At 49.5% G+C, this 25,809-nt stretch carries 23 protein-coding genes; 2 read left to right on the forward strand and 21 right to left on the reverse strand.

The window, feature by feature from the left end; all coding sequences use genetic code 11:
• Nucleotides 1-128 precede the first annotated feature (128 nt).
• Nucleotides 129-896 carry a hypothetical protein gene (locus tag H8S75_RS06755; protein WP_187020221.1) on the forward strand — a complete coding sequence of 256 codons (768 nt, stop codon included), beginning with the start codon at nt 129-131 and terminating at the stop codon, nt 894-896.
• A 103-nt stretch (nt 897-999) separates the two neighbouring features.
• Here the strand turns inward: H8S75_RS06755 and H8S75_RS06760 are convergent, their stop codons facing one another.
• Nucleotides 1,000-1,245 carry a LexA family protein gene (locus H8S75_RS06760; protein ID WP_002604828.1) on the reverse strand — a complete coding sequence of 82 codons (246 nt, stop codon included), beginning with the start codon at nt 1,243-1,245 and terminating at the stop codon, nt 1,000-1,002.
• 229 nt (nt 1,246-1,474) lie between these two features.
• On the opposite strand from H8S75_RS06760, the gene H8S75_RS06765 reads away from it, so the two are divergent.
• On the forward strand, nt 1,475-2,410 hold the full coding sequence (locus H8S75_RS06765; protein ID WP_187020223.1) for a LysR family transcriptional regulator: 936 nt from the start codon (nt 1,475-1,477) through the stop codon (nt 2,408-2,410).
• 6 nt (nt 2,411-2,416) lie between these two features.
• Here H8S75_RS06765 and metF read toward each other — a convergent pair whose 3' ends face one another.
• The 20 genes from metF to H8S75_RS06865 form a co-directional block, all read right to left on the reverse strand.
• Nucleotides 2,417-3,289: a methylenetetrahydrofolate reductase [NAD(P)H] gene (metF, locus tag H8S75_RS06770; protein WP_187020225.1), complete on the reverse strand. Its 873-nt coding sequence runs from the start codon at nt 3,287-3,289 to the stop codon at nt 2,417-2,419.
• Nucleotides 3,290-3,434: 145 nt separating this feature from the next.
• Complete coding sequence (locus H8S75_RS06775) at nt 3,435-4,259, reverse strand: sugar phosphate isomerase/epimerase family protein (RefSeq protein ID WP_187020227.1); 825 nt, start codon at nt 4,257-4,259, stop codon at nt 3,435-3,437.
• 3 nt (nt 4,260-4,262) lie between these two features.
• Nucleotides 4,263-5,435, reverse strand: a complete 1,173-nt coding sequence (locus tag H8S75_RS06780; RefSeq protein WP_187020228.1) for a Gfo/Idh/MocA family protein — start codon at nt 5,433-5,435, stop codon at nt 4,263-4,265.
• Nucleotides 5,436-5,463: 28 nt separating this feature from the next.
• Nucleotides 5,464-6,522 carry a LacI family DNA-binding transcriptional regulator gene (locus tag H8S75_RS06785; RefSeq protein WP_187020230.1) on the reverse strand — a complete coding sequence of 353 codons (1,059 nt, stop codon included), beginning with the start codon at nt 6,520-6,522 and terminating at the stop codon, nt 5,464-5,466.
• Nucleotides 6,523-6,591: 69 nt separating this feature from the next.
• Nucleotides 6,592-7,950, reverse strand: a complete 1,359-nt coding sequence (locus H8S75_RS06790; RefSeq protein ID WP_187020232.1) for a GH1 family beta-glucosidase — start codon at nt 7,948-7,950, stop codon at nt 6,592-6,594.
• Between the two features lie 4 nt (nt 7,951-7,954).
• Nucleotides 7,955-8,671: an SDR family NAD(P)-dependent oxidoreductase gene (locus H8S75_RS06795; protein ID WP_187020233.1), complete on the reverse strand. Its 717-nt coding sequence runs from the start codon at nt 8,669-8,671 to the stop codon at nt 7,955-7,957.
• 90 nt (nt 8,672-8,761) lie between these two features.
• Nucleotides 8,762-10,168: an extracellular solute-binding protein gene (locus tag H8S75_RS06800; RefSeq protein WP_187020235.1), complete on the reverse strand. Its 1,407-nt coding sequence runs from the start codon at nt 10,166-10,168 to the stop codon at nt 8,762-8,764.
• A gap of 34 nt (nt 10,169-10,202) precedes the next feature.
• Nucleotides 10,203-10,667 (reverse strand): VOC family protein, encoded by a 465-nt coding sequence (locus H8S75_RS06805; RefSeq protein WP_187020237.1) that lies wholly within the window; start codon nt 10,665-10,667, stop codon nt 10,203-10,205.
• A gap of 16 nt (nt 10,668-10,683) precedes the next feature.
• On the reverse strand, nt 10,684-11,139 hold the full coding sequence (locus H8S75_RS06810) for a VOC family protein (RefSeq protein WP_187020239.1): 456 nt from the start codon (nt 11,137-11,139) through the stop codon (nt 10,684-10,686).
• Nucleotides 11,140-11,189: 50 nt separating this feature from the next.
• Nucleotides 11,190-12,092 carry a carbohydrate ABC transporter permease gene (locus H8S75_RS06815; protein WP_187020240.1) on the reverse strand — a complete coding sequence of 301 codons (903 nt, stop codon included), beginning with the start codon at nt 12,090-12,092 and terminating at the stop codon, nt 11,190-11,192.
• 74 nt (nt 12,093-12,166) lie between these two features.
• Nucleotides 12,167-13,030 (reverse strand): carbohydrate ABC transporter permease, encoded by an 864-nt coding sequence (locus H8S75_RS06820; RefSeq protein ID WP_002604840.1) that lies wholly within the window; start codon nt 13,028-13,030, stop codon nt 12,167-12,169.
• Between the two features lie 900 nt (nt 13,031-13,930).
• Complete coding sequence (locus H8S75_RS06825) at nt 13,931-14,887, reverse strand: 2-hydroxyacid dehydrogenase (protein ID WP_187020242.1); 957 nt, start codon at nt 14,885-14,887, stop codon at nt 13,931-13,933.
• A gap of 15 nt (nt 14,888-14,902) precedes the next feature.
• Nucleotides 14,903-16,246: an FAD-dependent oxidoreductase gene (locus tag H8S75_RS06830; RefSeq protein ID WP_349768871.1), complete on the reverse strand. Its 1,344-nt coding sequence runs from the start codon at nt 16,244-16,246 to the stop codon at nt 14,903-14,905.
• A 258-nt stretch (nt 16,247-16,504) separates the two neighbouring features.
• Complete coding sequence (locus H8S75_RS06835) at nt 16,505-19,171, reverse strand: glycoside hydrolase family 2 protein (protein WP_187020244.1); 2,667 nt, start codon at nt 19,169-19,171, stop codon at nt 16,505-16,507.
• A 33-nt stretch (nt 19,172-19,204) separates the two neighbouring features.
• Nucleotides 19,205-20,146, reverse strand: a complete 942-nt coding sequence (locus tag H8S75_RS06840) for an aldo/keto reductase (RefSeq protein WP_187020245.1) — start codon at nt 20,144-20,146, stop codon at nt 19,205-19,207.
• 30 nt (nt 20,147-20,176) lie between these two features.
• Complete coding sequence (locus H8S75_RS06845) at nt 20,177-20,848, reverse strand: response regulator transcription factor (protein WP_187020247.1); 672 nt, start codon at nt 20,846-20,848, stop codon at nt 20,177-20,179.
• Between the two features lie 13 nt (nt 20,849-20,861).
• A complete protein-coding gene (locus tag H8S75_RS06850) occupies nt 20,862-22,493 on the reverse strand; it encodes an ATP-binding protein (RefSeq protein WP_187020249.1) in 1,632 nt (543 codons plus the stop codon).
• A gap of 38 nt (nt 22,494-22,531) precedes the next feature.
• Nucleotides 22,532-23,380, reverse strand: a complete 849-nt coding sequence (locus tag H8S75_RS06855; protein WP_187020251.1) for a carbohydrate ABC transporter permease — start codon at nt 23,378-23,380, stop codon at nt 22,532-22,534.
• A gap of 8 nt (nt 23,381-23,388) precedes the next feature.
• Nucleotides 23,389-24,258 carry a carbohydrate ABC transporter permease gene (locus H8S75_RS06860; protein ID WP_243270191.1) on the reverse strand — a complete coding sequence of 290 codons (870 nt, stop codon included), beginning with the start codon at nt 24,256-24,258 and terminating at the stop codon, nt 23,389-23,391.
• A gap of 68 nt (nt 24,259-24,326) precedes the next feature.
• Entirely contained in the window at nt 24,327-25,760 is a 1,434-nt protein-coding gene (locus H8S75_RS06865) for an ABC transporter substrate-binding protein (protein ID WP_187020254.1), read from the reverse strand.
• Between the last annotated feature and the right edge of the window lie 49 nt (nt 25,761-25,809).

Genomic DNA, 25,809 nt, shown 5'->3' on the forward strand with positions numbered 1-25,809 from the left:
ATCTCCTTCTAAGCTCTTTCTTAATATATTACCACAATTTATTACGATTTAACAGATCATCTTGTAAGAAACGCTTTTTTCTGTTATGCTAGGAAACGTAAAAAACATGAGGAGGAACCTTAATCAATATGAGTCCATATACCAACAATTCCAGGCAGAACCGAGGGAGAGGAGGCTCCAACCGGCACGATTCCGGACGGAGTGACTTTATGACGGTCCTCCTGTTTTACGTGCTTCCATTTATTGTCGTCAATTCCATTATCTTTATTCTCGTCACCGCGGCTCCGAAGGGCGATCTGACCATCGGGGAGGCCACCAATTTTACGACAACGACCATGGAATTAAAGATAAAATCACTGCTTCCCATCAAGGAGTTGACTGTGACGCTGGACGGCAACGCAGTGGAGCTCACCAAAACCGCCTCCAAGACCTACGCGGCGACGCTCGGCTCCAACGGAACCGTAAAAGTGAGTTTAACAGCCTTTAACGGCATGAAAAATATATTTTCCGAACAGGTCAATGTCCTGGACGACACTCCGCCAAGCATAAAGGATTCCATCATCGAGGACGGCGTTCTTTCCTTCCGTCTGGAGGATACCCAGTCCGGAGTGAATTATGACACCATATACGCATACGATGATGACACGCCGGAGATTCTTCCGCTCTCTATCGACCGCAGCACCGGACTCGTCACGTTCGATATGCAGAAGGAGAATCTGACCATCTGTGTAAAGGACTTAATCGGCAACGAGGCCCGTGTAACGATCACACCTCAGGGCGAGAATCTGGACCCGGAGGAAGCGGCTGCCCAGGCCAGCCAGGAAGCAGCCCAGGCCAGTGATGCGGATGCCGGTGACAGCGCTGAGAACGACGCCAATCTGGAAACAGCAGAATAACAACATAACTGCCATACAAAAACCCGGGAGAGCATTTCAGCTGAATCCATCAGTTGAAATACTCTCCCGGGTTTTTGACTCCCCCCTCAGTTCTCATACAGTTTTAATGCTCACACTCCTCCACGACCTTAAATCCTACCAGCTTAATCGTCCGCGGTCCATGGCCGAGAATAATCCTCCCGATATCCTCCAGTTCCTCCAGATAAAGACTGATCGTAGCCGTTGAGTTTTTTCCCACACCGTCACAGATTTCGCGGATGGTGGGAGAATACAGATTTTCAGAAACAAAGTACACGATAAATTGATAAATTCTCTCCTGCAAGTCATAATCCCATCGTAAGCCTCTCAATTTTTCTCCTCCTGAATTTAAAAACCTTATTTCATCATACCATATTTTGGTAATTTCCAAAAATGGTAATTTTTTCCAGAGTCATTTTTTGTCGGAATTTGGGACCGACGGACGGATTCTGCAGTTTTGATGGGTCGAAAAATCGCCCGAAAGGCTCATTTTTACGTTACTATTTGCACTTTTGGTAAAAATACAGTATATTATAGAAAAAAACTATGGGAGGTGTCCTATGACGATTCAGCAGCTGAAATACATCATAAAAATCGTAGAATGCGGATCGATCACGGAGGCGGCGAGGCAGATGTACATATCGCAGCCCAGCCTTTCCGCGGCTTTAAAAGAACTGGAATCAGAATTTGGAATTGAACTTTTCTACCGGACAGCGAAAGGGATATCCTTGACAGCCGAAGGCACGGAATTTTTATCGTATGCGCGCCAGATCATTGAGCAGACGCAGCTTTTAGAGCAGCGCTATACAAATGGAAAGCCGGCGAAGCGGCTCTGCTCCGTATCCACGCAGCACTATGCATTTGCGGTCAACGCCTTTGTCAACTTAATTTCCCGGATCGATACGGATGAGTATGAGTTTACATTAAGGGAAACACGAACGTACGAGATCATAGAAGATGTGGCAAATTTCCGAAGTGAGGTGGGGATTCTCTACTTCAGCCAGTTTAATGAAAAGGTGCTGAAAAAGCTGCTGAAGGAGCATCATCTGGCCTTTGTGCCCCTGTTCGAGGCGGCTCCCCACGTGTTTATCAGTTCCGCCCATCCGCTCGCCAAACGGGAGGCGGTCACTCTCGATGACTTAGAGGACTATCCGTTTCTTGCATTTGAACAGGGAACCTATAATTCCTTTTATTTCTCAGAGGAGATCTTAAGCACCGCCCCGCATAAGAAGACCATTCACTTAAGCGACCGGGCGACTCTGTTTAACCTGCTGATTGGTCTGAACGGCTACACGATCTGCAGCGGAATACTAAACAGCAATCTAAATGGTGACAACATCGTGTCCGTACCGCTTCAAACGGATGAATGGATGCGGGTGGGCTATATTTGCAGCGATAAATTCCCTCTAAGCCCAATTTCACTTTCCTATATCAGCGAACTGAAGAAGCTGATTCTGGAAGAAGGCTTCACCATTCTGCCGGAGGCCGGCCGGTAAGATTACTTATGCGGCCAGCAGGCGGCAGACAGCCTCGTGAATCTTTGCCGCAACGTAAGGATTGTTCATGGTATAAAGGTGAATGCCGTCGACGCCACGCGCAATCAGATCCACGATCTGGTCCACCGCGTAGGCGATACCGGCGTCACGCATAGCCTCGGGATTATGCTCATACCGTTCCATCATTGCGGTAAATTTTGAAGGCAGGCTTACGCCGCAGAGAGATACCATACGCTCGATCTGCTTTTTGTTGGTAACCGGCATGATCCCCGCCTCCACCGGGACGTGAATTCCCGCCAGAGAAGCGCGTTCCCGGAACCGGTAGAAACAGTCATTGTCAAAGAAGAGCTGTGTAATCAAATGGTCGGCGCCTGCGTCCACCTTGGTCTTTAAGCTGCGGATATCAGTCAGGATGTTTTCCGATTCCGTATGGCCTTCCGGATAGCAGGCCGCCAGCACATTGAATTCCCTGAACTCATCGTGTTCTTTTATAAAGGAGATCAGGTCACTGGCATGCTCGAAGTCGCCGTCCGGGCGGCCTCCCTCGGGGATATCCCCGCGCAGAGCGAGAATATTGTCGATTCCTGCTCTCTTAAATCCGCCCAGCAGGCTGATTACATCGTCTCTCTTAAGGCCAATGCATGGCAAATGCGCCACGCTCTCGATCCCGTATTCATTCTTGATCCTGGAGGCAATCTCCGTCGTCGCCTTACAGTTTTCACTGCCGCCCGCCCCGTATGTAACGCTGATAAAATCCGGATTCAGTTTTCTTAAACTGTCCAGTGTCTCGTATATCGTCTCGACCGGATTGGTTCTCTTCGGAGGAAAGACCTCGAAGGACAGCACCGGTTTCTTTGCAAATATATCTGTTGTTTTCATGTTTCTATCTCCCTGCCGGTTGGGCCATATGCAAAGGGCAGCTGCCCCTTTCGCCTTTGGCGGCTCTGATTTTATGAACATAATCATAGCATAGATCGAAAGCATAGGGAAATATAGATTTTGTATTGTATTATATAGGTATTTCCTATGGGATATCAGAACCAAAACACTTGACATACTTCAGGCTTTCTAAGTATTCCTCATCCCCTTTAAGGTGCTCAATGATAACCGGCATATCCGGATTGACGTGTTCTGCCAGCCTGATATAATTCCTTAAATCCAGCGTCCCGTCTCCGCAGGCCGTCTCCTTTAACTGGAACGTAAATTCCTCCCGCAGGGATACGTCCTTAATATGGCAGCTTTTTATCCGGTCTCCCAGCATCGCAAAGCACTGCTCCATAAATTCATGATTGTTAAAATACTTATCCGGGCTTGTGATCCAGTTTGCCAGATCCATATGCACGGCAAACCACTCCCGGTTCACATCCTCCAGCAGCCGCAGATACTGCTCCGGACCGGCTGGTACCATCCAGGGCATCGGTTCCAGCGTATAATACGTCCGCTCCGGCATTGCCTCATCAATAATATTCTGAATGGAACGCACCGTCTTCTTCCAGTGCGCCTCTGTAAAATTCTCCTTGTAAGCCCCATCCCACCGGCTTCCCGCGCTTCCGGCTATATTGACGCAGCACGACGCGCCAATCCGGTCAGCCAGCTGAAGCTGCCGGACACAGCGGGTGAAAGCCTCACTCCGCACATCTTCATCCGGTGACAGCGGATTGGACCATGCCCCTACCTCTGCGATTGTAAGCCCTTCCTGCTCCGCGGCTTCGGCATACGCACCGACAACCGCCTCTCCCGCCATATAATCCACGGGAAATACTACACAGCCGCAGCCGATGGCTTTCATATTGGCCGCCCACTCCTTTGGAGTCTCATGTTTCAGCGGCGACGCTAATCCCAGCCTCATATTCTATTCTCTCTTTCTGTTCTGTCTGACTTCTCCCGCAGAATCCCCCTCCATCAGAGGCTCCGGCCTCCCGCAGGTTGTCTTCATATAATAGCACCCGCCGCTCTTCGCAGCTTCCATGATTCCGTTTATAGCTTCCAACACGTGGCAGACCAAATCCATTCCGGCTCTTGCAGGCCTGTTTTCATTTATGGCCATCGCTAAATCCAGCGCCCCGCCTCCTCTTATATACTCCGCAGTCTCGGGATAGAGCCGTCTCAGTTCCTCTTCATCCGGGAAACTGCGGTTTAACGGCTCTGCTGCGGCCGTACGGTCCGTCAGCACTGTCTCTTTCCTGGTGACCTCCGGCATTCCCGACGACATATTGGGATCCGGTGCAGACAGCGTCCCCTCTGTTCCATATATTTCAAACATCGGCAGAGTAGATTTCCAGATATCGAAGCTGATGGTCAGATTGGCAATCAGCCCGCCGGTAAGCTTTAAAAGGGCCGTATAATAAGTGGGAGTCTCAACGGTAAGCTCTTCGCCCGCCAAAGGCTGGCTGTATATCTTCCGCTTCTCAAATCCGGTTGCCGCCATGGCTCTGATCTCCGCAATAGGTCCAAACAAGGCCACGACAGCAGTTATATAGTATGGTCCCATATCGTAAAGCGGCCCGGCCCCTTCCTGGTAAAACTGAGCCGGCGCCGGATGCCACGTTTCCACTCCGCAGGACATCATCGCCGCGTTTAAGTAGAGCGGCCGTCCTATGGCTCCCCGCTCCAGAAGCAGTCTGGTCCGCTGCAGCCCCAGTCCTAAAAACGTATCCGGAGCACCGCCGATCCGCACTCCCCGCTCCTCTGCCAGCTTCGTCAGCTCCCTCGCCTGTTCCCAGGTAAAGGCAAATGGCTTCTCGCAGAATAAATTCTTACCCGCCATCAGAATCCGGCGGTTTAATTCATAATGGAACTTAGGCGGCGTCAGATTGATAATCATGGAAACGTCCTTATTTTCAAGCAAACGGTCCGGATCGGACCACGTTTCTATCCCGAACTCTCTGGCACGCGCCTCTGCCTTCCCGGTATCCACGTCTGCACACGCCACGATTTCCAGAGGCTGGTACAGCTCCTGTATGTTCTTTATGTAGGTACTGCTGATCACACCGCAGCCTAAAATACCTGTTTTCACTCTATCCATAAGTTCTATTTTCTCTTTCCCCCACGCTCTAGTACAGCTTTGCACTGGTGCTGTTTCTAACGATCAATTCCGCCCCCGATATCCGGATCACCCGGTACGGGCGTTCCGGATTCTCAATTCTCCACAGGATCGTCTCCGCAGCGCTCATCCCCAGCTCCTCCCGGTTCACACTCACCGTAGTCAAATCCGCGGCCAGCGATTCGCTCAGATTATCAAAACCAGCCACCGCCACCATCTCCGGCACCTTTACCCCCGCTGCGCGGAAATACCGCATCAACGAAATGGCCAGCACGTCATTAAAACACACCACCGCCGTAGGGAAATTCTTCAGATGCGAAAGCCGCTCCTCTGCCTCAATCTTCTGTACGATCTCCTGGAACTCTCCGATAAAACAGTCCTCCGATCCCACGTTTAACCCCGCGGCCGCCAGCCCCCGGCGGTAGCCCTGCCACCGCTCCTTATTCGTCAGCTGGCCGTTTATGGCTCCGGCATAACCGATTCTCGTATGTCCCAGATCTGCCAGATGGCCGATCAGCACCTTCATGGGCTCTTCGTTTACGCCCATGATAACATCTGAGAAAAGCCCTTCCGTCCACGCGTCTTCCACCGTATCCACAGCCACCACCGGAAGTCCGCACTCCCTGATCCGGCGGATATGGTGTTTCTTAAAATTCCCCAGCTGAATGATTCCGCTGGCCGTCCTGGGATTAAAGTTAATCGGGAACTCAAAATCCGTATCCTCCGACAGATCCAGAAAACACAGATTCAGATTATAGCCGCGTTTCGTCAGAGTCCTGACCATTCCGCTGATGACAGGCGCCCAGTAAGAGTCCGTTGTACAGTTTAAGTTTGAAAAAAGGCAAATCTGTTTTAAATCCGACATCGTCACATTTCCCTCCTGTTCCGAAGGGACTTCTGCCTCCTGCATCTGTCTCTCAGAAATATGCCGGTATCCGAGCTGTTTTGCCGTGCTCAAAATCAGGTTCCGCGTCTCCTCGCTGACTCCCGAGGCATAATTTAACGCCTTGGAAACAGTCAGTCTGGATATTTTCAAATAATCTGCTATGTCTTGCTGTGTTGTCCTCATCTTCGTACCCCCTGGGTTCTGACAATCTCTTTTATCGTTACGGTTCACGCTGTGCACAGTAACCTTTTATCACAAATGAACACCGTTGCCGGCAATTACGTCTCTGTACCAGTATCCGGAATCCTTGATAGTCCTCACCTGTGTTTTGTAATCGACATGAACGATTCCAAAACGCTCAGAGTAACCCTTTGACCATTCATAATTATCCATCAGGGACCACAAAAAATATCCCTCAACAGGAGTCCCTTCCTCCGCCGTTTTCTTTAAGCAGCGCAGATACCGCTGCAGAAAATCGATCCGGTTCGGATCATGGACCTTTCCATCCAGCGAAACACTGTCGTGAGCCGCCATCCCATTTTCTGAGATATAAAACGGCTTCTGATATCTCTCATATAAAAACCTGGGACCCCAGTACAGACTCTCCGGCGTCACCGGCCATCCGATGGATGTGCGGGCGTATCCCGGCTCACGCGGGACATAGCGGTATCCGCCGTTTCCATCCGCGCGTACCGCGCTCCCGTTATAGATATTCTGACAGTAGAAATCGATCGGCTCAGAGATCACTTCCATGTCCTTTGCCCCGATCTCCGGCATAATATCCCGGTACAGGCGAACCCCTTCCTCTGGGTATTTCCCGAAGAGAACAGGATCGCTCCACCAGGGAATATTCCACATAAAATTATCCGGATCCGGACATATATCGAAAGTTGCCATTCTCGCAGCCTCCACATCCTCCTGTTTCTGCGTATACGGATAATGGGCGCTGCACGTCGGCGCATACCCAATTTTAGCATGCGGAGCCACTTTCCTCAATACTTTTGTGGCTTTTCCATGGGCAAGAAGCACATGATGAGCCATCTCCAGAACGGCTCTCCGGGACATGATATTTCCCGGGGCATGCTCGCCGGTCACGTGGCCGAGACCTATAAAACACTGAGGCTCATTAAACGTAATATAGTGTTTCACTTTATCGCCCAGATACTCCGCCACGATCCGCGCATACTCTGCAAAATAATCTGTGATCGCAGGGTTCTGCCAACCGCCGATCCGGTAAAGCCCGTATGGCAGATCCCAGTGGAACAGTGTCACATACGGCTCAATCCCATTCTTAACGAGTTCATCCACCAGGTTCTTATAAAAGCGGAGGCCTTCCTCATTCACCGCCCCGTATCCCTGCGGCAGAATCCTGCTCCAGGCCACGGAGAAGCGGTAGGCCTTTAACCCAAGCGCCTTCATAATCGCCACGTCCTCCGCATAGCGGTGATAGTGGTCCGCCGCCACATCCCCCGTGTGCCCGGAAAATGTCTTTCCCGGCATGCGGGCAAATTCATCCCATACGGTTAAACCTCTGCCGCCTTCCGTCACAGCCCCCTCTACCTGATAGGAAGCCGTTGCCGCTCCCCACACAAATCCATCCTTAAATCCCATCCTGTCACTCCTTTCTTCCAGCCTGATGCAGCATAGCAGTTCCACGGTAATCCACATAGATTTCCCTGTTATCCGCAAGCACTTCCCCTACCGCCAGACGATATATTCCCTCGGCCGACTCAGCCGCCTCAATCTGGCCGTTCTCCGCCCCCATGGCCGTCTTCATACGCCCCGGGTGAACGGAAAAGACGCGGGTCGGTATACCCAGCGCAGCAACCGTCTGCTTCAGTATAAAGCCATACTGTGCAATTGCCGTCTTACTCATACAGTAGGCGGCGTACTTTGGCCCCACTCCGTCAATCGAGACCACCTCAGACGAAATATTAATCACGGTTCCTCCTCCGCTCTCCGTCAGCAGGTCGAAAAAGCGGCTGCAAATATAGACAGGGCCTATGGTATTTACTTTAAAGGTCTTCTCCAGCTCCTCATAGCGGTCCGTCAGAATGGTTCCTTCCCTGTTTAAGAGCACTCCGGCCACATTGATCAGGATTTCCAGACGGTCCGTGTATTTCCCGACTGCCGCTCTCGCCGCCTCAATACTGTCTTTATCCGAAACGTCCAGCAAGACGGGAATCAGCCGGGGATTGCCCTTCAGTTCTTCCAGCTCCATCAAATCTTCTGTCTGCAGCACACCTGCGAAAACCCGGTGTCCCTCGCTTAAAAATTTTCTGCATAACGCGGCGCCCAGTCCCATAAGCGCCCCCGATACCAATACTTCCATCGCTTCTACCTCCATCCGCGTACAAACGGGCCGCCGCACTGATTCAGTGCAGCAGCCCCGTTTTTCACCAGAGCGTATTTAAACATTGCTCTACTGCGTGTTCTGCAATTCCTTTTCCATTCTTCCCTGCAGATCCGCCAGCAGCGGCTCCGGGTCCTTATCTTCATAAAGGCACTTATCACGGACGGAGATCAGTTCCTGGCCCATGACGCTTCGAATGCTGCACAGCGCCGGAGTATTGGAGTGCTCGTTAAAGACCATATTCTTGATAACTGAATAGCGTTCGTCATTCTCCTTTACCAGAGTCAGCTCGTCGATAACGTCTTTTCTGGTAGGTGTGCTGTACCATGTCTTGTTGTTGTCATCCGCAATATATGCGTTGGCAATGTAATCGACAAACCGGGCAGCCGCATCGATGTTCTTTGCCCCCTTAGGCACGCAGTACGTATTGACGCCCAAAACGGAACCGCCGTACAGCTCCGGATGGCTGTCGCTTACTACCATCGGCACTACCGTATAGTCCATATCCGGCACATACTGCTTAATCGCGTTGTTAAACCAGTTTCCATTCATCGTCATGGCCACTTTTCCCGTAAAGAACGCGTGATCCGGCGAGAATGCGCCTCCAAAACCGGAAGCGAAGGATTTAATCTTCTCCGGGTTATATTTTTCTGCATACTTTCTCTGCCAGTTCATCATCTCGACAAGGTCCGGATCGGTAAGGTTGATCTTCCCATCCTCATAAATCTGAGCGCCAAAGTACCATGCCTGATTGTAAACGTCGGTCTCCGCGCCGTCAATCCATGGGATAAAGCCCATTGTCGTATAGTCGTCGCCTTCCTTCACCGTCATCTTATCCGCCCACTCATCCAGTTCCGATATGCTCTTCGGCGGATTGCTCACGTCCAGGCCGGCCGCAGCCGCTTTTTCATTATTAATGAAAAGCATCTGCGTGTCCGTCTCCATCGGCATGATGTACCATGCTCCATCGATATCCATCAGGCTCTGAACGCTGGGCTGATAGTCGTCTCTGGATCGGCCAAGCTTCTCCATAGCCGCAGACACGTCCTCGAAGGCGCCCTGGGCCGCCATAGGATAGGTCAGAAGGTTCGGTGCACAGATGACGTCCGGTACATTGCCGGAGGCGATGGCCGCCATCAGCTTTCCATTGGTAATTCCCGCATCCGGCGGCACATACGTAGCTTCTACTTTTATGCCCGGATTGTTCTTTTCAAATTCCTCGATACGCCACAGATCCCAGGTCTCCGAATCTCCACCCCACGGATACCAGTATTTGATTACAACCTCTCCTTCCGCCGGCATCTGCGCTGCTTCCGATTTGCTCTCCTCCGTCTGTGCTCCGGCCTCCTTCGTGGTCTCGCTCTTTGTGGTATCACTCTTTGTGGTTTCATTCTTTGTGGCCGCTGTACCGCCGCATCCGGCCAGATTGCACGCCACTGCCGCTGTAAGAACCAGTGCTGCTCCTCTTTTTCTCATGAAATGCTCCTCCTTCTTATTTTAATGATTCATTTCAGCCTTCCGGCTCATATTTTAAATTGAACAGGATTCCATACTTCTCCATGGACTCCGGAAGCAGATACTCGCCCCCCGGATATTTTCCATGGTGTCTGACCGGGCAGCCCCTGTCTTCGAAAAATGCGACGGCTTCCTCCAGATCATCGACCATAAAGCCCACGTGATGGAATACCACGTCCTTATCCCCCAGTGCTTCCTTCCAGGAGCTGTCACATTCATCCGGTTCCATGATCTCCAGGAACAGCTGGCCCATGTCAAATCCGCATAGCCTGGCCTGCGTGCCTGAAGCGATTCCCCTGAATTTCGTCTGCGCTATTTCCACCGGCGGCATCGAATTGATCTCAGGCATAGGGACTCCGAACACTTCCGCGTACAGCGCCGCCGTCTTTTCAATATCTCTGGCGACCAGTCCTACCTGACAGCAGGTCTTTGGATTAATGATTCCTTTTCTCTTCCCCATCTCGTATCTCCTTCTCTTAAAAGCTTTCCAGAAGCTCAAAAATCAGTTTTAGATCTTTTCTTGCATCAATATAGGCGTACATTCCCGAACCATTTCCGTAATTGCCCTTTTGCATCAGCGGAAATCCTTTTTCACCAAGAGTCTTTATCTTGCCCTCGGCATCTTTTACCTGGAAGGCGATGTGATGAAGTCCCTCCCCCTTTTCATTGAGAATATCCCGCCAAGCGCTGGGCTTCTCATCCGGTTCAATAAGCTCAATTTGTACCGTTGGCGTATCGAAAAACATCATCTTGCAGGAGGCCGTGGACCGTTCCCCGCAGACTTCCGCCTTTACAATCTCATCGGGGCCGGAATCCGCAACCTCCGGCCTCTCGATTCCAAAGAAATCTGCAAAGGCCTGCCCTGTCTTCTCCACATCATTGACTACCAGTCCAATCTGACACACCACATTTGTTTCTATTACGCTTCCCATTTTACTTCCTCGCTTTCTCCTTATATTTATCTTTCTTCTTATTAAATATGTTAAGACTCTTCTTTGCCAAAACCGGTTACCTTCAGCATGACAAAGGTCAAAATCATCGCAGCCACCAGCATGATCCAGGCCATCGCGGATGCATACCCCATCTTCATAAACTTGAACGCATTGTTATACAGATAATATCCGAAGAAGGTCGTCGAATCATTGGGACCTCCGTTCGTCATAACGAAGGATTCTGTGAACTGCTGCAGCAGCTTGATCATATAAGTGACCACATTGTACACAATAATCGGCTTCATAAAAGGAATGGTAATGTACCGGAACTTATGTAGGATATTGCCTCCATCAATCTCCACTGCCTCATAAAGGCTCGTCGGTACATCCTGCAGACCGGCCAGGAATATAATGATCAGATTACCGGAGCACCATAAATTCATCAGAATCATGCCCGGCTTCGCCCACCGTGGACTGGCCAGCCAGCCCGGTCCGTCGATCCCGATCAGTGCCAGCCCCTGGTTTACCGCCCCATTGTCCTTAAGGAGCCAGATCCACAGAATGCAAAGCACCACCATCGGCACCAGCGTCGGCATGAAAAATAATGTCCTGATAAAAGAAACGCCTCTCAGTCTCCGGTCATTTACAATTGCTGAAATGATAAATGTTACAATGATAATTATGGGAAGGCCCACCACCATCATATACCCTGTATTCATAATGGACTTGATAAACAGAGGATCACTGGTAAACAGCGTCTTATAATTATCGAGGCCTACGAATCTGGGGGCCTTAAGTGCGGAATAGTTCGTAAACGAATACCGCAAAGAATTAATGATCGGATATAAAGTAAAGCATAAAAATCCCACGATCCACGGGCTGATAAACGCCAGGCCCGTCAGAAGACTCCGTCTGTCCGCCTTCGATCTGCTCCTCGTTTTTTTCCTGTTCATATCTCACTCCTATCTGCGTGTCACCTCTCACGCATCTAACCTTATGCATCAAACCTTACGCATCAAATCCAGTATTACCCCTTGATACCGGAAAATGAAATTCCCTCGATAAAGTATTTCTGAAGGATAAAGAAAATCGCCAGCATCGGCAGTGTCATCGACACTCCAACCGCAATAACCAGAGGCCACCTCGGGTCGTTCGTGCTCATCAGCTGTTGAATTCCAATGGACAGGGTATACAGCTTGTTATCCGTCAAAAATACCAGCGGTCCGATAAAGTCATTCCAGCAGTTCATAAAGGTAAAGATCGCCACCGTCGTCAGCGCCGGTTTCGCCAGTGGGATAATAATCCGGTAAAAAATAGTAAATTCGCTTGCCCCGTCTATCTTGGCGGATTCCGAGATATCATACGGTACCCCGACCAGAAACTGCCGCAGCAGAAAGATAAAGAAGGCATTACCAAAGAACGACGGAACGATCAGCGGAAGAAAGGTTCCGATCCAGCCCAGCTTTTGAAACATCAGGAATAACGGAATCATGGTTACCTGGAACGGCAGAACCATCGTCATCAGCACCAGATAGAACACCGCGTTTCTTCCTTTCCATTTGATTCTGGAAAATCCATAGGCCACAAGAGAGTTGGAGAACAGTCCGCCGATCACGTTAAATACAATGATAAACAGCGTATTTCCCAGATACTTGAGAAATGGAAATCCGGTAAATCCCTGGATATAGTTCCCTATTGTCCATGTTTCAGGCAGCCACTTCGGCGGTGTCCGGAATAAATCCTGACTCGTCTTAAAAGAACTCAGAATCAGCCAGATAAACGGAACGATAAACGCCAGTGCCAGAATCGCTATAATCAGGTACTCGGCCGCCACCTCAATCGTGCTTCGCTTGATCCGCCTGTCCTTCTCCTTTGCCTTTAATTTTTCCATAAGCCCCTCCTCTTACTTCATTCATGATACGGTCATTTTTGTATGCATACATTTTATTTCCTTTGTTAGTTACATGGTACTATACTTTTATGCAATATGCAATATTTATTTTTTATTTTTGTCGTTTTATTATGTTATTTTACCTTTTGTACAAACATAACCGCTTTGTTTTGCACACATGTCACAATTTTGTAAGCTTATATATGCTTGCATTTTGTAAGGTAGCCGTGGTATGATATTTTTCACATAAAAAACGTGAGGACAGCGGGCTTCTATAGACCGCTGTCTCCACGTTATAAATGCGTATTATACCATTCGATTTTTTTATTCTATCTTCTATCATTGTCTTTAGTAACGCCTATGTTAAGTTGTATATACATTGGGCTACGATTGAGATCCATATCATTTTACAGGATTATATCAACTTTTTCCTTATGTCAGAATTTTTCTCTGATATAATTTTATTGGGCCGTTTATCTGCCGGGTGGCTTCCATTTCCGAAAGGAGGTGGTTCTATAATATGTCTGCTTATGAATAATTTATGATTATCATAAATGCAGCGATGCTTATCATTGCTATTCTCGTTTAATATAGTATAGAAAAAATGGTACAAAAAAATAGTCACCCTCCCTCCAAAGGTAAGTGACTATTTTTTAATAGCAACTAATCGCATGGAAGCCACTCTGTGGAGTGGACTGCCTTTTGTACTTTTAATGAAAACCTATCTATTCCATCGTGTCAATTAGAATTTTTTCTGCTCTGGCGCTTAACTGGATAAGAAATATATCTGTGCAGAGATCCTCTCTACGTTGAAAGAGATGTCAATATGCGGAAAATTATACATATCTGGCCGATCTGCATCAGCCTGCATTTTTATAATCCCTTTATTATCCTGCAAATTTATATCTTACAAACATTCTGAGGCTTCCCCTCCAGCCAGGCAAAGACATTTTCAAACACGATCTCCGCCCGCCGAAGCATGGACTCTTCCGAAATAAACGCCTGATGAGGTGTCAGCAGCGTATTCTTTGCGGACAGCAAAGGATAATCTTCCGGAAGCGGCGGTTCCATATCGTAGACGTCAATGCACGCATAGCCAAGACGCCCTTCATTCAGTGCGTCGGCCAGTGCCTGATTATCCACAATCGGACCCCTGGCACAATTGATAAACACGGCATCTCTTTTCATAAGTGCGATGCGGTCCGCATTCAGAAAGCCTCTGGTTTCTCCATTGAGCGGAAGGTGCAGTGACACAATGTCGCTCTCCGCCAGAACCTCTTCCAGGGAGCAGTAGGTAATCCCCATCTTCTCCGCCTCTTCCGAACGGCTTCTCCCATAGGCGATCACTCTCGCCCCAAATGCCAGGAACAGCTTTGCGGTCATCAGGCCGATGCGTCCCAGACCGATGATTCCCACCGTTCTGCCGCAGATCTCCCGGCCGCCGATTCCCGCGCTTGTCCCGCCTTTGCGAAGCTGGATATCCGCCTTCCTTATATTTCTAAGTCCGCTCACCGCCAGCCCGATAACGAGTTCTGCCACGGTCTGATTGGAATAACCGGCCGCATTGCAGATCATGATTCCTTTTTCCCTGCAAGCCTCCGCTGCTACATGGTCAATTCCCGTAAATGCCACGGATATCATCTTTAAATCCTGATCAGACAGAATCACCGATTCCGGGTAGGGATGATTGGCTATCATAACAATATCACTCCCTGCAGATCGAACAGCCAGCTCCTTTGGATCTGTCGCCACGGTGTCAAACCACTCAAACTCATGCCCCATCTCCGTCAGTTTCCGGGCATATTCCTCGATTGTTTCCGCGGGAACCCCTATAGGCTCCAGTAATTTAATTTTCATCCCTGTTCTCCTTTCTTATGAAGCATCACCCAAAAATACACCCTGCGACCTCAGCGTTTTTCGCAGTTTCTCCGCATTAAGACCTCTCGGCAGGATATTTTCCTTTACACACATCGCCGCCGCAGTTCCTGCTGCCTGGCCCTGAGCCATACAGGACACGGTGTTTCTCGTGGACATATGTGCCTCCCAGGTGCTGGTAATGCATCTTCCCGCCACCAGCAGTCCCTCCACATGCTTTGGAAGCAGCGCCCGGTATGGAACGCCGTAATATCCGCCTCCCTGAATGGTAATTCTTGGGGCGCAGTCATGGAATCCATATAAATACACCTCATCCCCAAACCGTTTTCCGGATACAATCTCCTCAAGGGACAGGTCATACTCACATTCCACGATTCTCGTAAGTCTCACGCCGATACTGGCCGGCGTCCAACTCACATAAGCGTGTTCAAAGCCTGGAATATACTGTTTCAGCATTGCCGCCAGTTTCATAATCTGATGACGGAGCGCGATCTCCGCCTTTGAATAAGCCTCCGTGTCGGTGGTATCCACACTGGGCAGCGCCGCCGAATTAATGTAGGTGAATTCTCCCTCATGAAGAGAAAACCCAAGGGGTCCCCACATCCCTGTCTGCTCCATAAACTCCGTAAATTCAGGCACCTTTTTCAGTTCAAAGCCAAGCCGTATCACATGGTCGGTCACGCTCCCCTTATCCCCCTCAATCAGCTGGTTGACAAGGCCCCTCTCCCGGCAGAATTCCACCAGCCGGGGCATATCCACATTTGTCATGCCAAAGGGCATTCCCACTGAGGTTGTATCATGCTTTTTAACAAATCCTGCTCCAGCCAGCGCCGCCACATCGCCGTCGCCGGTGGAATCGATCACGGTGCGGGCAAGTATGGCTTCTCTTCCGGACTTCCCTTCGATGATAATCCCCTCCAGCCGCCCGCCGTCTTTTATCACGTCTGCGATCACCGTATGAAGCAGAATCCTCACACCTGCCTCTTCCAGCATGGTAAATGCGACATCCTTAAAAATCTCCCAATCTATCAGCGTAATAGCAGAATCGTAGTTCCCGCCCTTATCCTGTTCCAGATGCCCCGGCGATCCCGATGCCTCCATCATGCGCGTCACAATTTCCTGCGGAATTCCCTGGACCACCTGAGTCTTTGCCGCATCCGCATAGGCCTTATACAGGTTAAAAAAGCTGTGCAGCGGTCCGGCCCCATTCACAAGAGTTCCCCCTACATGGCCAAACCGTTCCACCAGTATGGTATCCGCTCCGTTTCTGGCTGCTGCCAGCGCCGCCGTAAAGCCTGCAGTTCCGCCCCCGCAGACGACCACATCACAGTCATATCTCACCGGAGTCTTCCTGTGCTCCTCTATCTCTCTTTTCATAAAATGTACATGGAAATTCATATCTTTAGACATGAGAGGAATTGTACCCCTCTTGACTCTTTCGTGATCTCCACTTAGCCTCCTCTCTTTTCCAACTAATGATACAATAATAGTCTCCAAAATTTTCGCTTGCTATTTACTTTATTTTAACTGCACAGTTACAAAGGCACTTATCTCACGGTATGGAGCAGGTATGTTTTTGGTCCGGTAATCGTACCAAAACTATAGTCCCGCTATGGAGGGGAGGATATAATACTCTGTTTGCAGAGGCCTGTCAGGCATGTCCGAAGCAGGCAGGCTGCTATCAATCAGCCTATTGTAGCCAACGTTTGAGGTAGAAGACATGAGTAATTGATATTCTGTTTTCCCCTCATCGTCATCATAGATGGCTTTCGCCTTCACCGTTCCCCTCTCATGGCGCCCCAGAACCCGGATTCTTTTTTTCATTCCGGGGAGCAAATCGAAGTAATTGTCCTCAAACAGCCAGCCAAATTCATCGCCGTCCTCATCCCCGGTCAGCTCTACACATCTGGCAAACCGGCTCGCAGTGACGACAAGGTCATCTCCCTCCTGCTTGATCTGAAGCCCCGTATGTTCCGGGTACTCCATTCTTCGTTCAATCTCACACGGCTCTGCACACATTCCCAGAATTTTGCCTTCCACGGAATATGCGACGGCACAGACCAGATTGGTTTTTTTAAACTGACCGAATCGGTCAATCGTACAGACCGGTTTCGATTCATCCGGTTCCGCCTGAAAGTTCTCATAAAATACCGCCTGCCGTTCATTCTTTACTATGTCAAACAGAAATATTTCCAGACGTCCGCTTACGGCGCACCCCGTATCATTCGTCACCCAGATGTACCCATGATCCCCCAGCTCACACGACACAAGAAATGGCGAGTAACACCGTTTCAGCTCGTAATAGGGATAGTAGGGTTCCTGATAGTAGTCCACAATTCCATAGGAGATAATATTGCTGTTATTGTTAAATTTCCAGAGTATATGGCCGTTCGTCCTCCTGACTGTGCCGGTGGAAGACGCTTCATCTCCCCGGAAGCCCCTGCGAAACCGGCATACCTGCCCGTGAATATACTCCGCATGAGCGGCGCCGATCCGATAGACCAGTTCCTCTGCCGTCTCCGCGTCATAATAATGTTCCACAGGCCCAAGCTTTATAACGCCCTGATTCGTGTTGTGAAGCTCCCAGCTTTCCGGCCACTCTTTCCTTTGCCTCCGGCTAACACACCCCGTATATCCGGGGGGCCAGAGTTCTTCCGGCTTCATCATCCGTCTCATGGACTTCATGGATGGTGTAGAGACCCGGCAGTTTTCACTTAAGAAGACGGGGAATTCCCTCCCTGGCACAAACCAGAGATGGGTGTAGCCATGGGTATCTCCCGCGGAAGGATCATTGGCAAAGTCCCCGCCGCACGGAGAAGACGGATGGTAGTACCGATCCGGGTCCTGTTCCGCACATACTTGTGGAAGTACGCGGCAAACGATCTCCTCACCAAAACAGGGACCGCCGGGATTATCATAATCTCTCCATAAGAGTGTCTCATTACCGCCGCACCAGAGAAGTATGGACGGATGGGATTTCAGCCGTCTCGTCATCTGCTCTGCCTCTCTGCGGCAGAGTTCCAGAAACTCCGGTTCCTCCGGGTATGCCGAATAGCAGAGATAAAAATCCTGCCAGATAAGTATCCCCCGTCTATCACACTCCTCATAAAATGCCTCAGGATAACGTTCGCTCTCCCCCCAGACCCGCAGAATATTAAAATTCCCCAGCTCCGCCAGATTAAACAGCCGTTCCATCACCGCCGGGCGGTAACGGTTGCTCCGTGTATCAGGGTGGACGAGATTGGCTCCCCACAGCTTAAGCGGCTTTCCATTGATCTGGAAATCCATATCCCCCACCATGGATATTCTGCGGAATCCGATCACCTTTTCCACCGAATCTGCCATTCCGCTGCCGCACGAATCCACCGCCCCGCTGCCGCACGTAAGCTCCAGCCGGTATACCGCCGGTTCGCCCATTGTCCTCGGCCACCAGAGTTTGGGATGCGGTACCATGAGTTCCACGGTCTCTGACCGCTTCGTGATTGGCCGTATTTCCTCCGCCCTCACACAGCCGTCCCCATCAAGAATCCTGGCCCGCAGCAGTTCTCCCCGGTACTTCTCCAAAGCCCCCAGAAAAGAGGCTGTAACCGCAACCATACCTGTTTCCCCGTCTTCAGAAAGCCTGCTGTCCGCGGTCACCTCATCAAACAGAAGAGGATCTTCCCGCGCCAGAGTCACATCACCATAGATCCCGCACCGGATCAGGCTCGGAACCGGGCCGCAGTACTCATGAAAACCAGAGCGGAATGCCCGCACTGCGGAGATAGTGGGTACACGCCCCTCATACCGTTCCGGAAGCCTGACCCCGTTCACTTTTTCCTTTGCAGACCGAAACCAGATAAGCAGCACATTTTCTTCCGCCTTCACTCCCTCTACAGGAAACCGGTAATCCAGAAATGCATCGCAGCATGTGCCAACTAACGTTCCATTTAAATAGACCGAAGCAAAGGTATCTGTTCCCTTCAGATTGAGATAGACTGATCCCCCTGCTCCCGCAAAAGTACCGCCGGTAAATTCAAGCCGGTATACCCAGTCGTACTCATCAATCCATAAATCACGGTTAATCCCCGTCTCATTGGGATTCTCTATCACACCGTAATCCAGAAGCACATCGTGTACCTGCTCCGGAAAATCCCTGACAGAAAAACTGCGGTCCTTCCCGCTGCCAGGCGCTCCAAAAGCAGCTTCCAATTCCTCCGGACGATACTCCGTTCCCGCGGGAAAGCGCTTCAGGAGCCAGCCCTCCCGCAAATTTATTTTCTTCATGACAGTCTCCCTCAAGCTTTATGCGGCACCAGACTAAAAAACAAAGCCTTTTGTACTGCTTAAGCGCTCCATAATCTCACTGCTTAGACGCAGTCCTGTGGCCGCTGCGTTATCCAGTGCCTGGGCCGCATTTTTCGCTCCCGGAATCACACAACTGATACCCGGATACGTCATATTATACGCCAGCGCCAGATGCCCCATGGAGAGTCCCGTCTCCGCGGTACACGCCTCCACAATCTCCATGTCCGGTCTTACCGCCTCGAAACGTTCCTCTGACCAGAATCCTCTCCGGTTGTCGCCTTCCGCAAAACGGGCGCCTTCCCGGTACTTTCCAGTCAGTATTCCGCTGGCCAGCGGCTGACTGGTCATCACCGCGATATTCCGCTCCTTTGCCAGCTTCACGACCTCCAGATTGGATTTGTTCAGGATATTAAACGGACATTCCAGCACATCGATCACGCGGTCATGGTCGCGTTCCAGAGCGTGCATCGTATCTCCTGCTCCCCACATCGCCAGTCCTGCAAACCGCACCTTACCCGACTGCTTCATCTCTTTCAGCGTCTCCAGTACCGCGGCTCTGTCCTGCCAATCCGCATCCGGGACATGCAGGAGATAGACATCCACATAATCCGTCTGAAGCCGTCTCAGACTCTCCTCCAGACACATCATGAGATAATCTCTGTTAAAATTCTTGCTGCGTTCCGGCAGACGGTAGTTCGTACCGCCCTTGGTCACGATAACGGACGTCTCTCTTCGTCCCTTCAAAAACTCTCCGATCAGTATTTCGCTGTGCCCATCTCCATAGGCATCGCATGTATCGTATAAGTTGATCCCCTTTTCCCATGAAACATTTAAAGCTTCGACCGCATCCCTGTCACTGCTTCCATCACCCCAGCCTTTCCCGCCGATCGCCCAGGCGCCAAATCCGATATCCGACACCTTCATGCCGGTCCTGCCAAATATATTGTATTCCATCGTTATCCATCCCCATTTCTATCTGTAAAATCACTCGTCAAAAATATTCAGTTCCCTTAACTGTGCCACCACATCCTTCATCCGCTTCTTGCCGAATTTCTTTAAAATATGGTTGACCTGGGACCGTATCGTGGTTTCCTCCACGAAACGCTTTGATGCAATGTCCTTATAAGTAAAGCCTTCATATACCATTTTAAGAATCTCATATTCCGTCGTGTTAATCAGAAGCATGACCTGAAAGGTCTCCTTTAACCGGCTCTGCTTCTCGTAGACTCTCTGGTACCCGTCGATCAGTTTCTTCGCCACCTCCGGTCGGACCAGAAGCTTATTGTCAATCACATCGTGAATGGATTTGACTATCTTTTCAATCGAACTGGTCTTTATGATATAATCGACTGCTCCGGCCAGATATGCCTGAAATATAAATTCTTCGTCCTCATGAATGGTCAGCGCGATGCATTTCACCCCCGGATAACGCTCGTGAATTTTGCCGATCGCCGTAATGCCGGATGTTCTGGTCTCCATTTGAATATCCATGAGAACAACAGAGGGAAGCAGCCGTTCCACCATGATAAACGCCTCATGGCCGGTAGCCGCCTGCCCCACCACCACGATATCGTCCGAGTGGGCGGCAATCTCCTCCGCCAGATGAATTCTGATCTCCTCCATATCATCCGCTATGACCAGCTTAATCTTCTCCATTTTCCTCCCCCTTTTACTTGGTGTCTCCAGGCGCCAATGCCTTCGGAGGCACTAGCGCTGCATTCTGCAATGCAGGACCAGCCTTCTCCTCTCTGCTCATGGGCAGGAGAAGAAACACCGACGTATACACTCCGTATCTGCTGTCAATCTTAATCTGTCCCAGATGTGCCCTGATCACCTTGTATATGTAAGGAAGACCCAACCCCCAGTTCATCTTCCCCTGTTTTCCGGAATAGTGCGGTGAAAATATGCGGCCGCGGTCACGGAAACGGATTCCTTTCCCATTATCCTGGATCATGATAATCAGCCACCGGAACAGAAATTCCAGCCGGATTGCGATTTTCCCCTCTTCCTTTCCCGACTGTTCAATGGCCTCCACTGAATTATTCAAAATATTAACAAGCGCCTTGCACAGATGATACCGGTCGTACATTCCGCAAATATCCTCGTAACCCTCGCTGCTCCACTCCACCGTGATGTAGGAAGGCAGCGTAACCTCATTTAACGCCTCATCGATGATGCTGGTAACGCTGTTATTTAAGTAGTGGTACTTAATCTCTTTCAATTCATCCAGCATCTGCGTCGTCCGTCCCAGCGACTCGTCGATCAGCTTTCTCATGCGCCCGATTTCCGGTATCGCCTCCTTATTCTCCACCTTATTTTCGATCTTCGTGATTAGAATCTGCTGGGAAAAGAAGAGATTTTTCTGAGAGTGAAGCGTTTCTCCCAGCACCTCGTTCATAATGTTTAAATTCTTCTGGATCTTCCGCTTCACAAACGGCGTCGCCGACATGTCCATCCGGAAACTCAGCAGGATAAACATGCAAAAAGAAATCACCACCAGTACCAGTGACGGGGCGGTCAAATAGACCTTCTGAATCCGGGCCTGGACATTTTCAAAAATCCAGAAACCGCTGCGGATTACCTTATCCACAGACACGCTGAACGGCCCGATATAAAAGAACACATAAAAGATTGCGTCGGCAAGCAGAAGCCCCATGGAAAACAGGAGTATCCGTTTGCGCAAAAACCGCACTGACGTCACCATCACATACCGGATCAGAACACAGATGGGACGCAGCAGCAACAGCAGAACCACCAGCTTAAATACAACATTTAAGAAACAGAACAAAGCGTACACAAGCGGCTTGTTCCCGCTGGTATGGTACAAAATATACATTTTTGTGGAAGTTACCGGATCATAAAGAATCAGGGAGAGTAGGGGGACCAGAATAAAGAGTCCGGCATGTCGGAAGCGCGCGCCGGAGCGCGGCCGCTTCGTCCAGCTATCCTTTTCTGTTTTCGTCTTCCCTCTTCCCAGGTTTTTCTGAAATTCATAGTTAAAAATCGTCTCAGCCAGAAGGAACAGGGCGATCCCCACGTTCATGAGCCGGATGTTCATGACGATGGGAAGCGCCAGCCTGGCGGTTATTACTTTATAGATCATATAGTCCAGCCGGTAATAAATATTTCTGCCGTAGTATTCTCCATAACTGGCAAACATGTTAATATGGAGAATGATGGAGAAGAAGGCCAGGGTCGCTCCTGTCGCCATAAGAACAAATAAATAGGAGTATCTGCTCTTATGGTCGAAAATAAGCAGTATGACAGAAAACGCCACCAGCAATCCAATTGTATAAAACATCTTCTTCCCCCACAATCCCCGTCCGGCTTAACAGTCACCTATCCTTTTATGGCGCCTTCCGTCAAACCTGAAATAAAATACTTGTTTAAAAATAAGTATACAATAAGCATCGGTAAAATGGAAATGCTGATTCCCGCCAGCATCAGATTCCATGAGGACACAGCCTCGCCGCTGGATTTCAGACTGACAACACCGACGACCAGCGGCCATTTGTCCTTTGCCGCAATGGTAAATACGTAAGGCAGGAGATAATCGCTCCAGGCTGTCCGAAACGCTACCAGGCCTGTAGTTGCCACCAGCGGCTTGCAGAGCGGAAAAATAATTCTCCAGAATATTTTAAAAAAACTGCATCCGTCAATCTGTGCTGCCTCATCGATCTCCCTGGATATCTGCCTCACAAAACCGGTAGCGATAAAAACCTGTGTCGCATTCATGCCAAACACGCGGATGATGATGGGTCCCCACAACGTCCCGCTAAGCCCGAACACCTTGGCCAGACTGAGCTGCGGATAGAGCGACAGAGTTCCAATGGATACAAACATGGAGCAGAGCACCATGGTGTTCACCACTTTGGAAAACCGGGTCGTCCCCCTGGCAAATACATACCCCGCCGTAATCGATGTAACGACACATCCGCCTACCACCACAACCGCATAAAAAATACTGTTAAAGGTCAGCCTTCCAAAATCCGCCAGCTTCCATGCCTGTATATAGTTTTCAAAATGCCACTCCGTCGGAAGGATTCCGAGTCCTCCAACCAGAATCTCCTTATTGGACTTAAAGGAGCTTAGTAAAATGTAAATAACCGGAAACAGTGCAAATGCGGCAATCACCAGGAGAAACGCGTAGATCACTGCTTTCCAGAAGCTCTTACTGACTGTTCTCATAGCGCCTCCTATTCTTCCACTTCCTGCATTTTTTTCGATACCTTTAAGTAGATCAGCGTGACAATGCCCAGAATCACCGCCGTGACGACCGCCATGGAGGAAGCGTAACCGAACTGCACTTCCATAGCGGCGCTTTCCCCATAAGAAAAGAAATACTTAAAGATGTACGTCATAACCACCTCGGTGGAACCTCCCGGCGCTCCATTCGTGAGCACCAGGATTAAATCCGTCATTTTCATGGTTCCCAATACGCTCAGCATAAGTACGAGCTGCAGGATAGGGGCTACCAGGGGCAGCGTAATGTAAAAGAACTGCTGCATTTCATTGGCTCCGTCAATGGCAGCGCATTCATACAACGATTTGGAGATATTCTGAAGCCCCATCAGAAAATAAATCATATTTAATCCGAAGGTAGTCCACAGCGACACCAGGATTATGACGAACATGGCGTGTCCTTTGTCACTGAACCAGCTGATATTCTGCGTGATCAGCCCCATATTTTTTAGTATCGCGTTGACGATTCCGTTGTAAGCCCCAAACAGGATAGAGAAAATCAAACCTACTACAGCAATGCTGAACACGGAGGGCAGAAAAAATACCACGCGAAAGAAAGAGCTTCCCTTAATCTTATTATTCAGGAATACCGCTAAAACCAGGGCCAGCGGAATTTCAAATACCATCTTCATACCGGCAATCAGGAACGTATTTTTCAGCGAATCCCAGTATGCCGGATCACGTGTGAACACCCGGATAAAGTTACCCAGCCCCACAAAAATCGGTTCACTGTATCCATTATACTTAAAGAATGACCACCGAAGCACCCAGATAATCGGATAGACGGAAAACAGAAGAAAGCCGATCGTCATTGGCGTAATCATCAGGATTTCCTGAATTTTGTTTGCGGAATGCAGTTTTTTCGTTTTTTTCTTCGTTTTTATCATCTTTGTTACTGACCCCACTTCATTTTCCCGGCAATATTAGAATCAATATAGTCGTCGATGTTCACCTTTCCAGAGGCAATGGCTTCATCCAGGGCCTTATTATAGCGTTCCGTCAAATCCTTCAGCGCACCATCCACATCTGTGACAATTCCGGTCAAAATCTTATTGTAAACGTCCTGATAGCTGTCGCCTTCAATTGATAAATCACCATCCGGATTTGGATACTTGATACAATACACATCCATATCAGAGAATTTAATCCAGTTCGGATCGAGACTCTCTGCCTTCGACTGGCTGGTAATCTCGTCACCCAGAATACTGATATCCACCTGTGCATCATTTGTAGCAACAAACATTTCATCGGAATACAGGTAATTTACAAACTCTGCAACCTTGTCCGCATATCCCTCCTTTGCCGCCCTGGAATTAATGACATAGGACATGGAAACTCCAATCGGTTCCTTATAACGGTTAGAAGCATCCTGAACCGGATACGGAATTACGACCCACTCGAAATCACATGGAAACTGATTTTTAAATGTCGTCACATCTGAAGACATAACACCGATCATTCCTACATTTCCTGCCGAAAACTGAGCTCTTGCAGTATCCCCATCCATCGTCTCAAAGCCCGGGAACATACTCTTGTCGTCGATGATCCCCTGAAGATGGTCAAAGAAACCGCCAAGGGATTCAAAATCATACCGGCCTGTAGTGTGATTGAAATATTCATCACCCACGCTGGCTGCGTTCGGTAAATTCAAATAGAAATAGTTGTATGATGTATATCCCATGGCCAGTGCATATCCGTAAGTCGATTCCCTGCTCCCTTCGGTGATTGCCTTGGCACACGCCCTCATTTCTTCCCATGTCTCAGGCGTCTTAAGTCCGTATTTGTTAAAAATATCCATGTTGCAGGCAAGGCCATACGTCGTCACGCGGATCGGAATAGAATACGTCTTCTGGCCAAATTCTCCATAGCCTGGAGCGTTATACTCCGAAAAACGATCCACCAGACCCTTTAAACCGTCTTCATCCTCCCACGGCATAATGTATCCCGCCTCCGCATAATTGCCGATTTTATTGCATTTGAAAATGTCCGGCCCCTCTCCGGCAGTTACAGCCACATCAAGCGTCGTATAATAATCACTCCCATAAACTGTGTATTCCACGGAAATTCCTTTTTCTTTTCCAATGGTTTCATTAAACTCTTTAACTCTTTCTTCATAAACCGCCTGATCATGCTGGTCATTGGACCACATGGTAATCTTAGTTATATCGCCGCTTCCCTCTTCCCCTTTCGCCTGTTCCTTTTTTGTCCCCCCAGTCTGTCCACTCTCCGGGGCTGCCGTCTGCCCTTTATCCGTACCGGCGCAGGCCGCCATGGAAAGTACCATTATTCCGCTCAGTAAAACCCCTAAATACTTTTTTAATTTCATGATAGACTCCTCCATTTTTTATTTACAAGTTCTGCTGCCAGCGCCGGCG

Source organism: Hungatella hominis, from assembly GCF_014288005.1.
GTDB classification, from domain to species: domain Bacteria; phylum Bacillota; class Clostridia; order Lachnospirales; family Lachnospiraceae; genus Hungatella; species Hungatella effluvii.

What these genes read in the sequence shown, in the direction of transcription:
- H8S75_RS06825 (WP_187020242.1), bottom strand. Translation starts at nt 14,887, where the DNA reads ATGAAAATTAAATTACTGGAGCCTATAGGGGTTCCCGCGGAAACAATC.
- H8S75_RS06805 (WP_187020237.1), bottom strand. Translation starts at nt 10,667, where the DNA reads ATGGGGAAGAGAAAAGGAATCATTAATCCAAAGACCTGCTGTCAGGTA.
- H8S75_RS06785 (WP_187020230.1), bottom strand. Translation starts at nt 6,522, where the DNA reads ATGAGGACAACACAGCAAGACATAGCAGATTATTTGAAAATATCCAGA.
- H8S75_RS06765 (WP_187020223.1), top strand. Translation starts at nt 1,475, where the DNA reads ATGACGATTCAGCAGCTGAAATACATCATAAAAATCGTAGAATGCGGA.
- H8S75_RS06850 (WP_187020249.1), bottom strand. Translation starts at nt 22,493, where the DNA reads ATGTTTTATACAATTGGATTGCTGGTGGCGTTTTCTGTCATACTGCTT.
- H8S75_RS06810 (WP_187020239.1), bottom strand. Translation starts at nt 11,139, where the DNA reads ATGGGAAGCGTAATAGAAACAAATGTGGTGTGTCAGATTGGACTGGTA.
- H8S75_RS06815 (WP_187020240.1), bottom strand. Translation starts at nt 12,092, where the DNA reads ATGAACAGGAAAAAAACGAGGAGCAGATCGAAGGCGGACAGACGGAGT.
- H8S75_RS06820 (WP_002604840.1), bottom strand. Translation starts at nt 13,030, where the DNA reads ATGGAAAAATTAAAGGCAAAGGAGAAGGACAGGCGGATCAAGCGAAGC.
- H8S75_RS06775 (WP_187020227.1), bottom strand. Translation starts at nt 4,259, where the DNA reads ATGAGGCTGGGATTAGCGTCGCCGCTGAAACATGAGACTCCAAAGGAG.
- H8S75_RS06845 (WP_187020247.1), bottom strand. Translation starts at nt 20,848, where the DNA reads ATGGAGAAGATTAAGCTGGTCATAGCGGATGATATGGAGGAGATCAGA.
- H8S75_RS06755 (WP_187020221.1), top strand. Translation starts at nt 129, where the DNA reads ATGAGTCCATATACCAACAATTCCAGGCAGAACCGAGGGAGAGGAGGC.
- metF (WP_187020225.1), bottom strand. Translation starts at nt 3,289, where the DNA reads ATGAAAACAACAGATATATTTGCAAAGAAACCGGTGCTGTCCTTCGAG.
- H8S75_RS06855 (WP_187020251.1), bottom strand. Translation starts at nt 23,380, where the DNA reads ATGAGAACAGTCAGTAAGAGCTTCTGGAAAGCAGTGATCTACGCGTTT.
- H8S75_RS06860 (WP_243270191.1), bottom strand. Translation starts at nt 24,258, where the DNA reads ATGATTACGCCAATGACGATCGGCTTTCTTCTGTTTTCCGTCTATCCG.
- H8S75_RS06795 (WP_187020233.1), bottom strand. Translation starts at nt 8,671, where the DNA reads ATGGAAGTATTGGTATCGGGGGCGCTTATGGGACTGGGCGCCGCGTTA.
- H8S75_RS06800 (WP_187020235.1), bottom strand. Translation starts at nt 10,168, where the DNA reads ATGAGAAAAAGAGGAGCAGCACTGGTTCTTACAGCGGCAGTGGCGTGC.
- H8S75_RS06835 (WP_187020244.1), bottom strand. Translation starts at nt 19,171, where the DNA reads ATGAAGAAAATAAATTTGCGGGAGGGCTGGCTCCTGAAGCGCTTTCCC.
- H8S75_RS06840 (WP_187020245.1), bottom strand. Translation starts at nt 20,146, where the DNA reads ATGGAATACAATATATTTGGCAGGACCGGCATGAAGGTGTCGGATATC.
- H8S75_RS06780 (WP_187020228.1), bottom strand. Translation starts at nt 5,435, where the DNA reads ATGGATAGAGTGAAAACAGGTATTTTAGGCTGCGGTGTGATCAGCAGT.
- H8S75_RS06865 (WP_187020254.1), bottom strand. Translation starts at nt 25,760, where the DNA reads ATGAAATTAAAAAAGTATTTAGGGGTTTTACTGAGCGGAATAATGGTA.
- H8S75_RS06790 (WP_187020232.1), bottom strand. Translation starts at nt 7,950, where the DNA reads ATGGGATTTAAGGATGGATTTGTGTGGGGAGCGGCAACGGCTTCCTAT.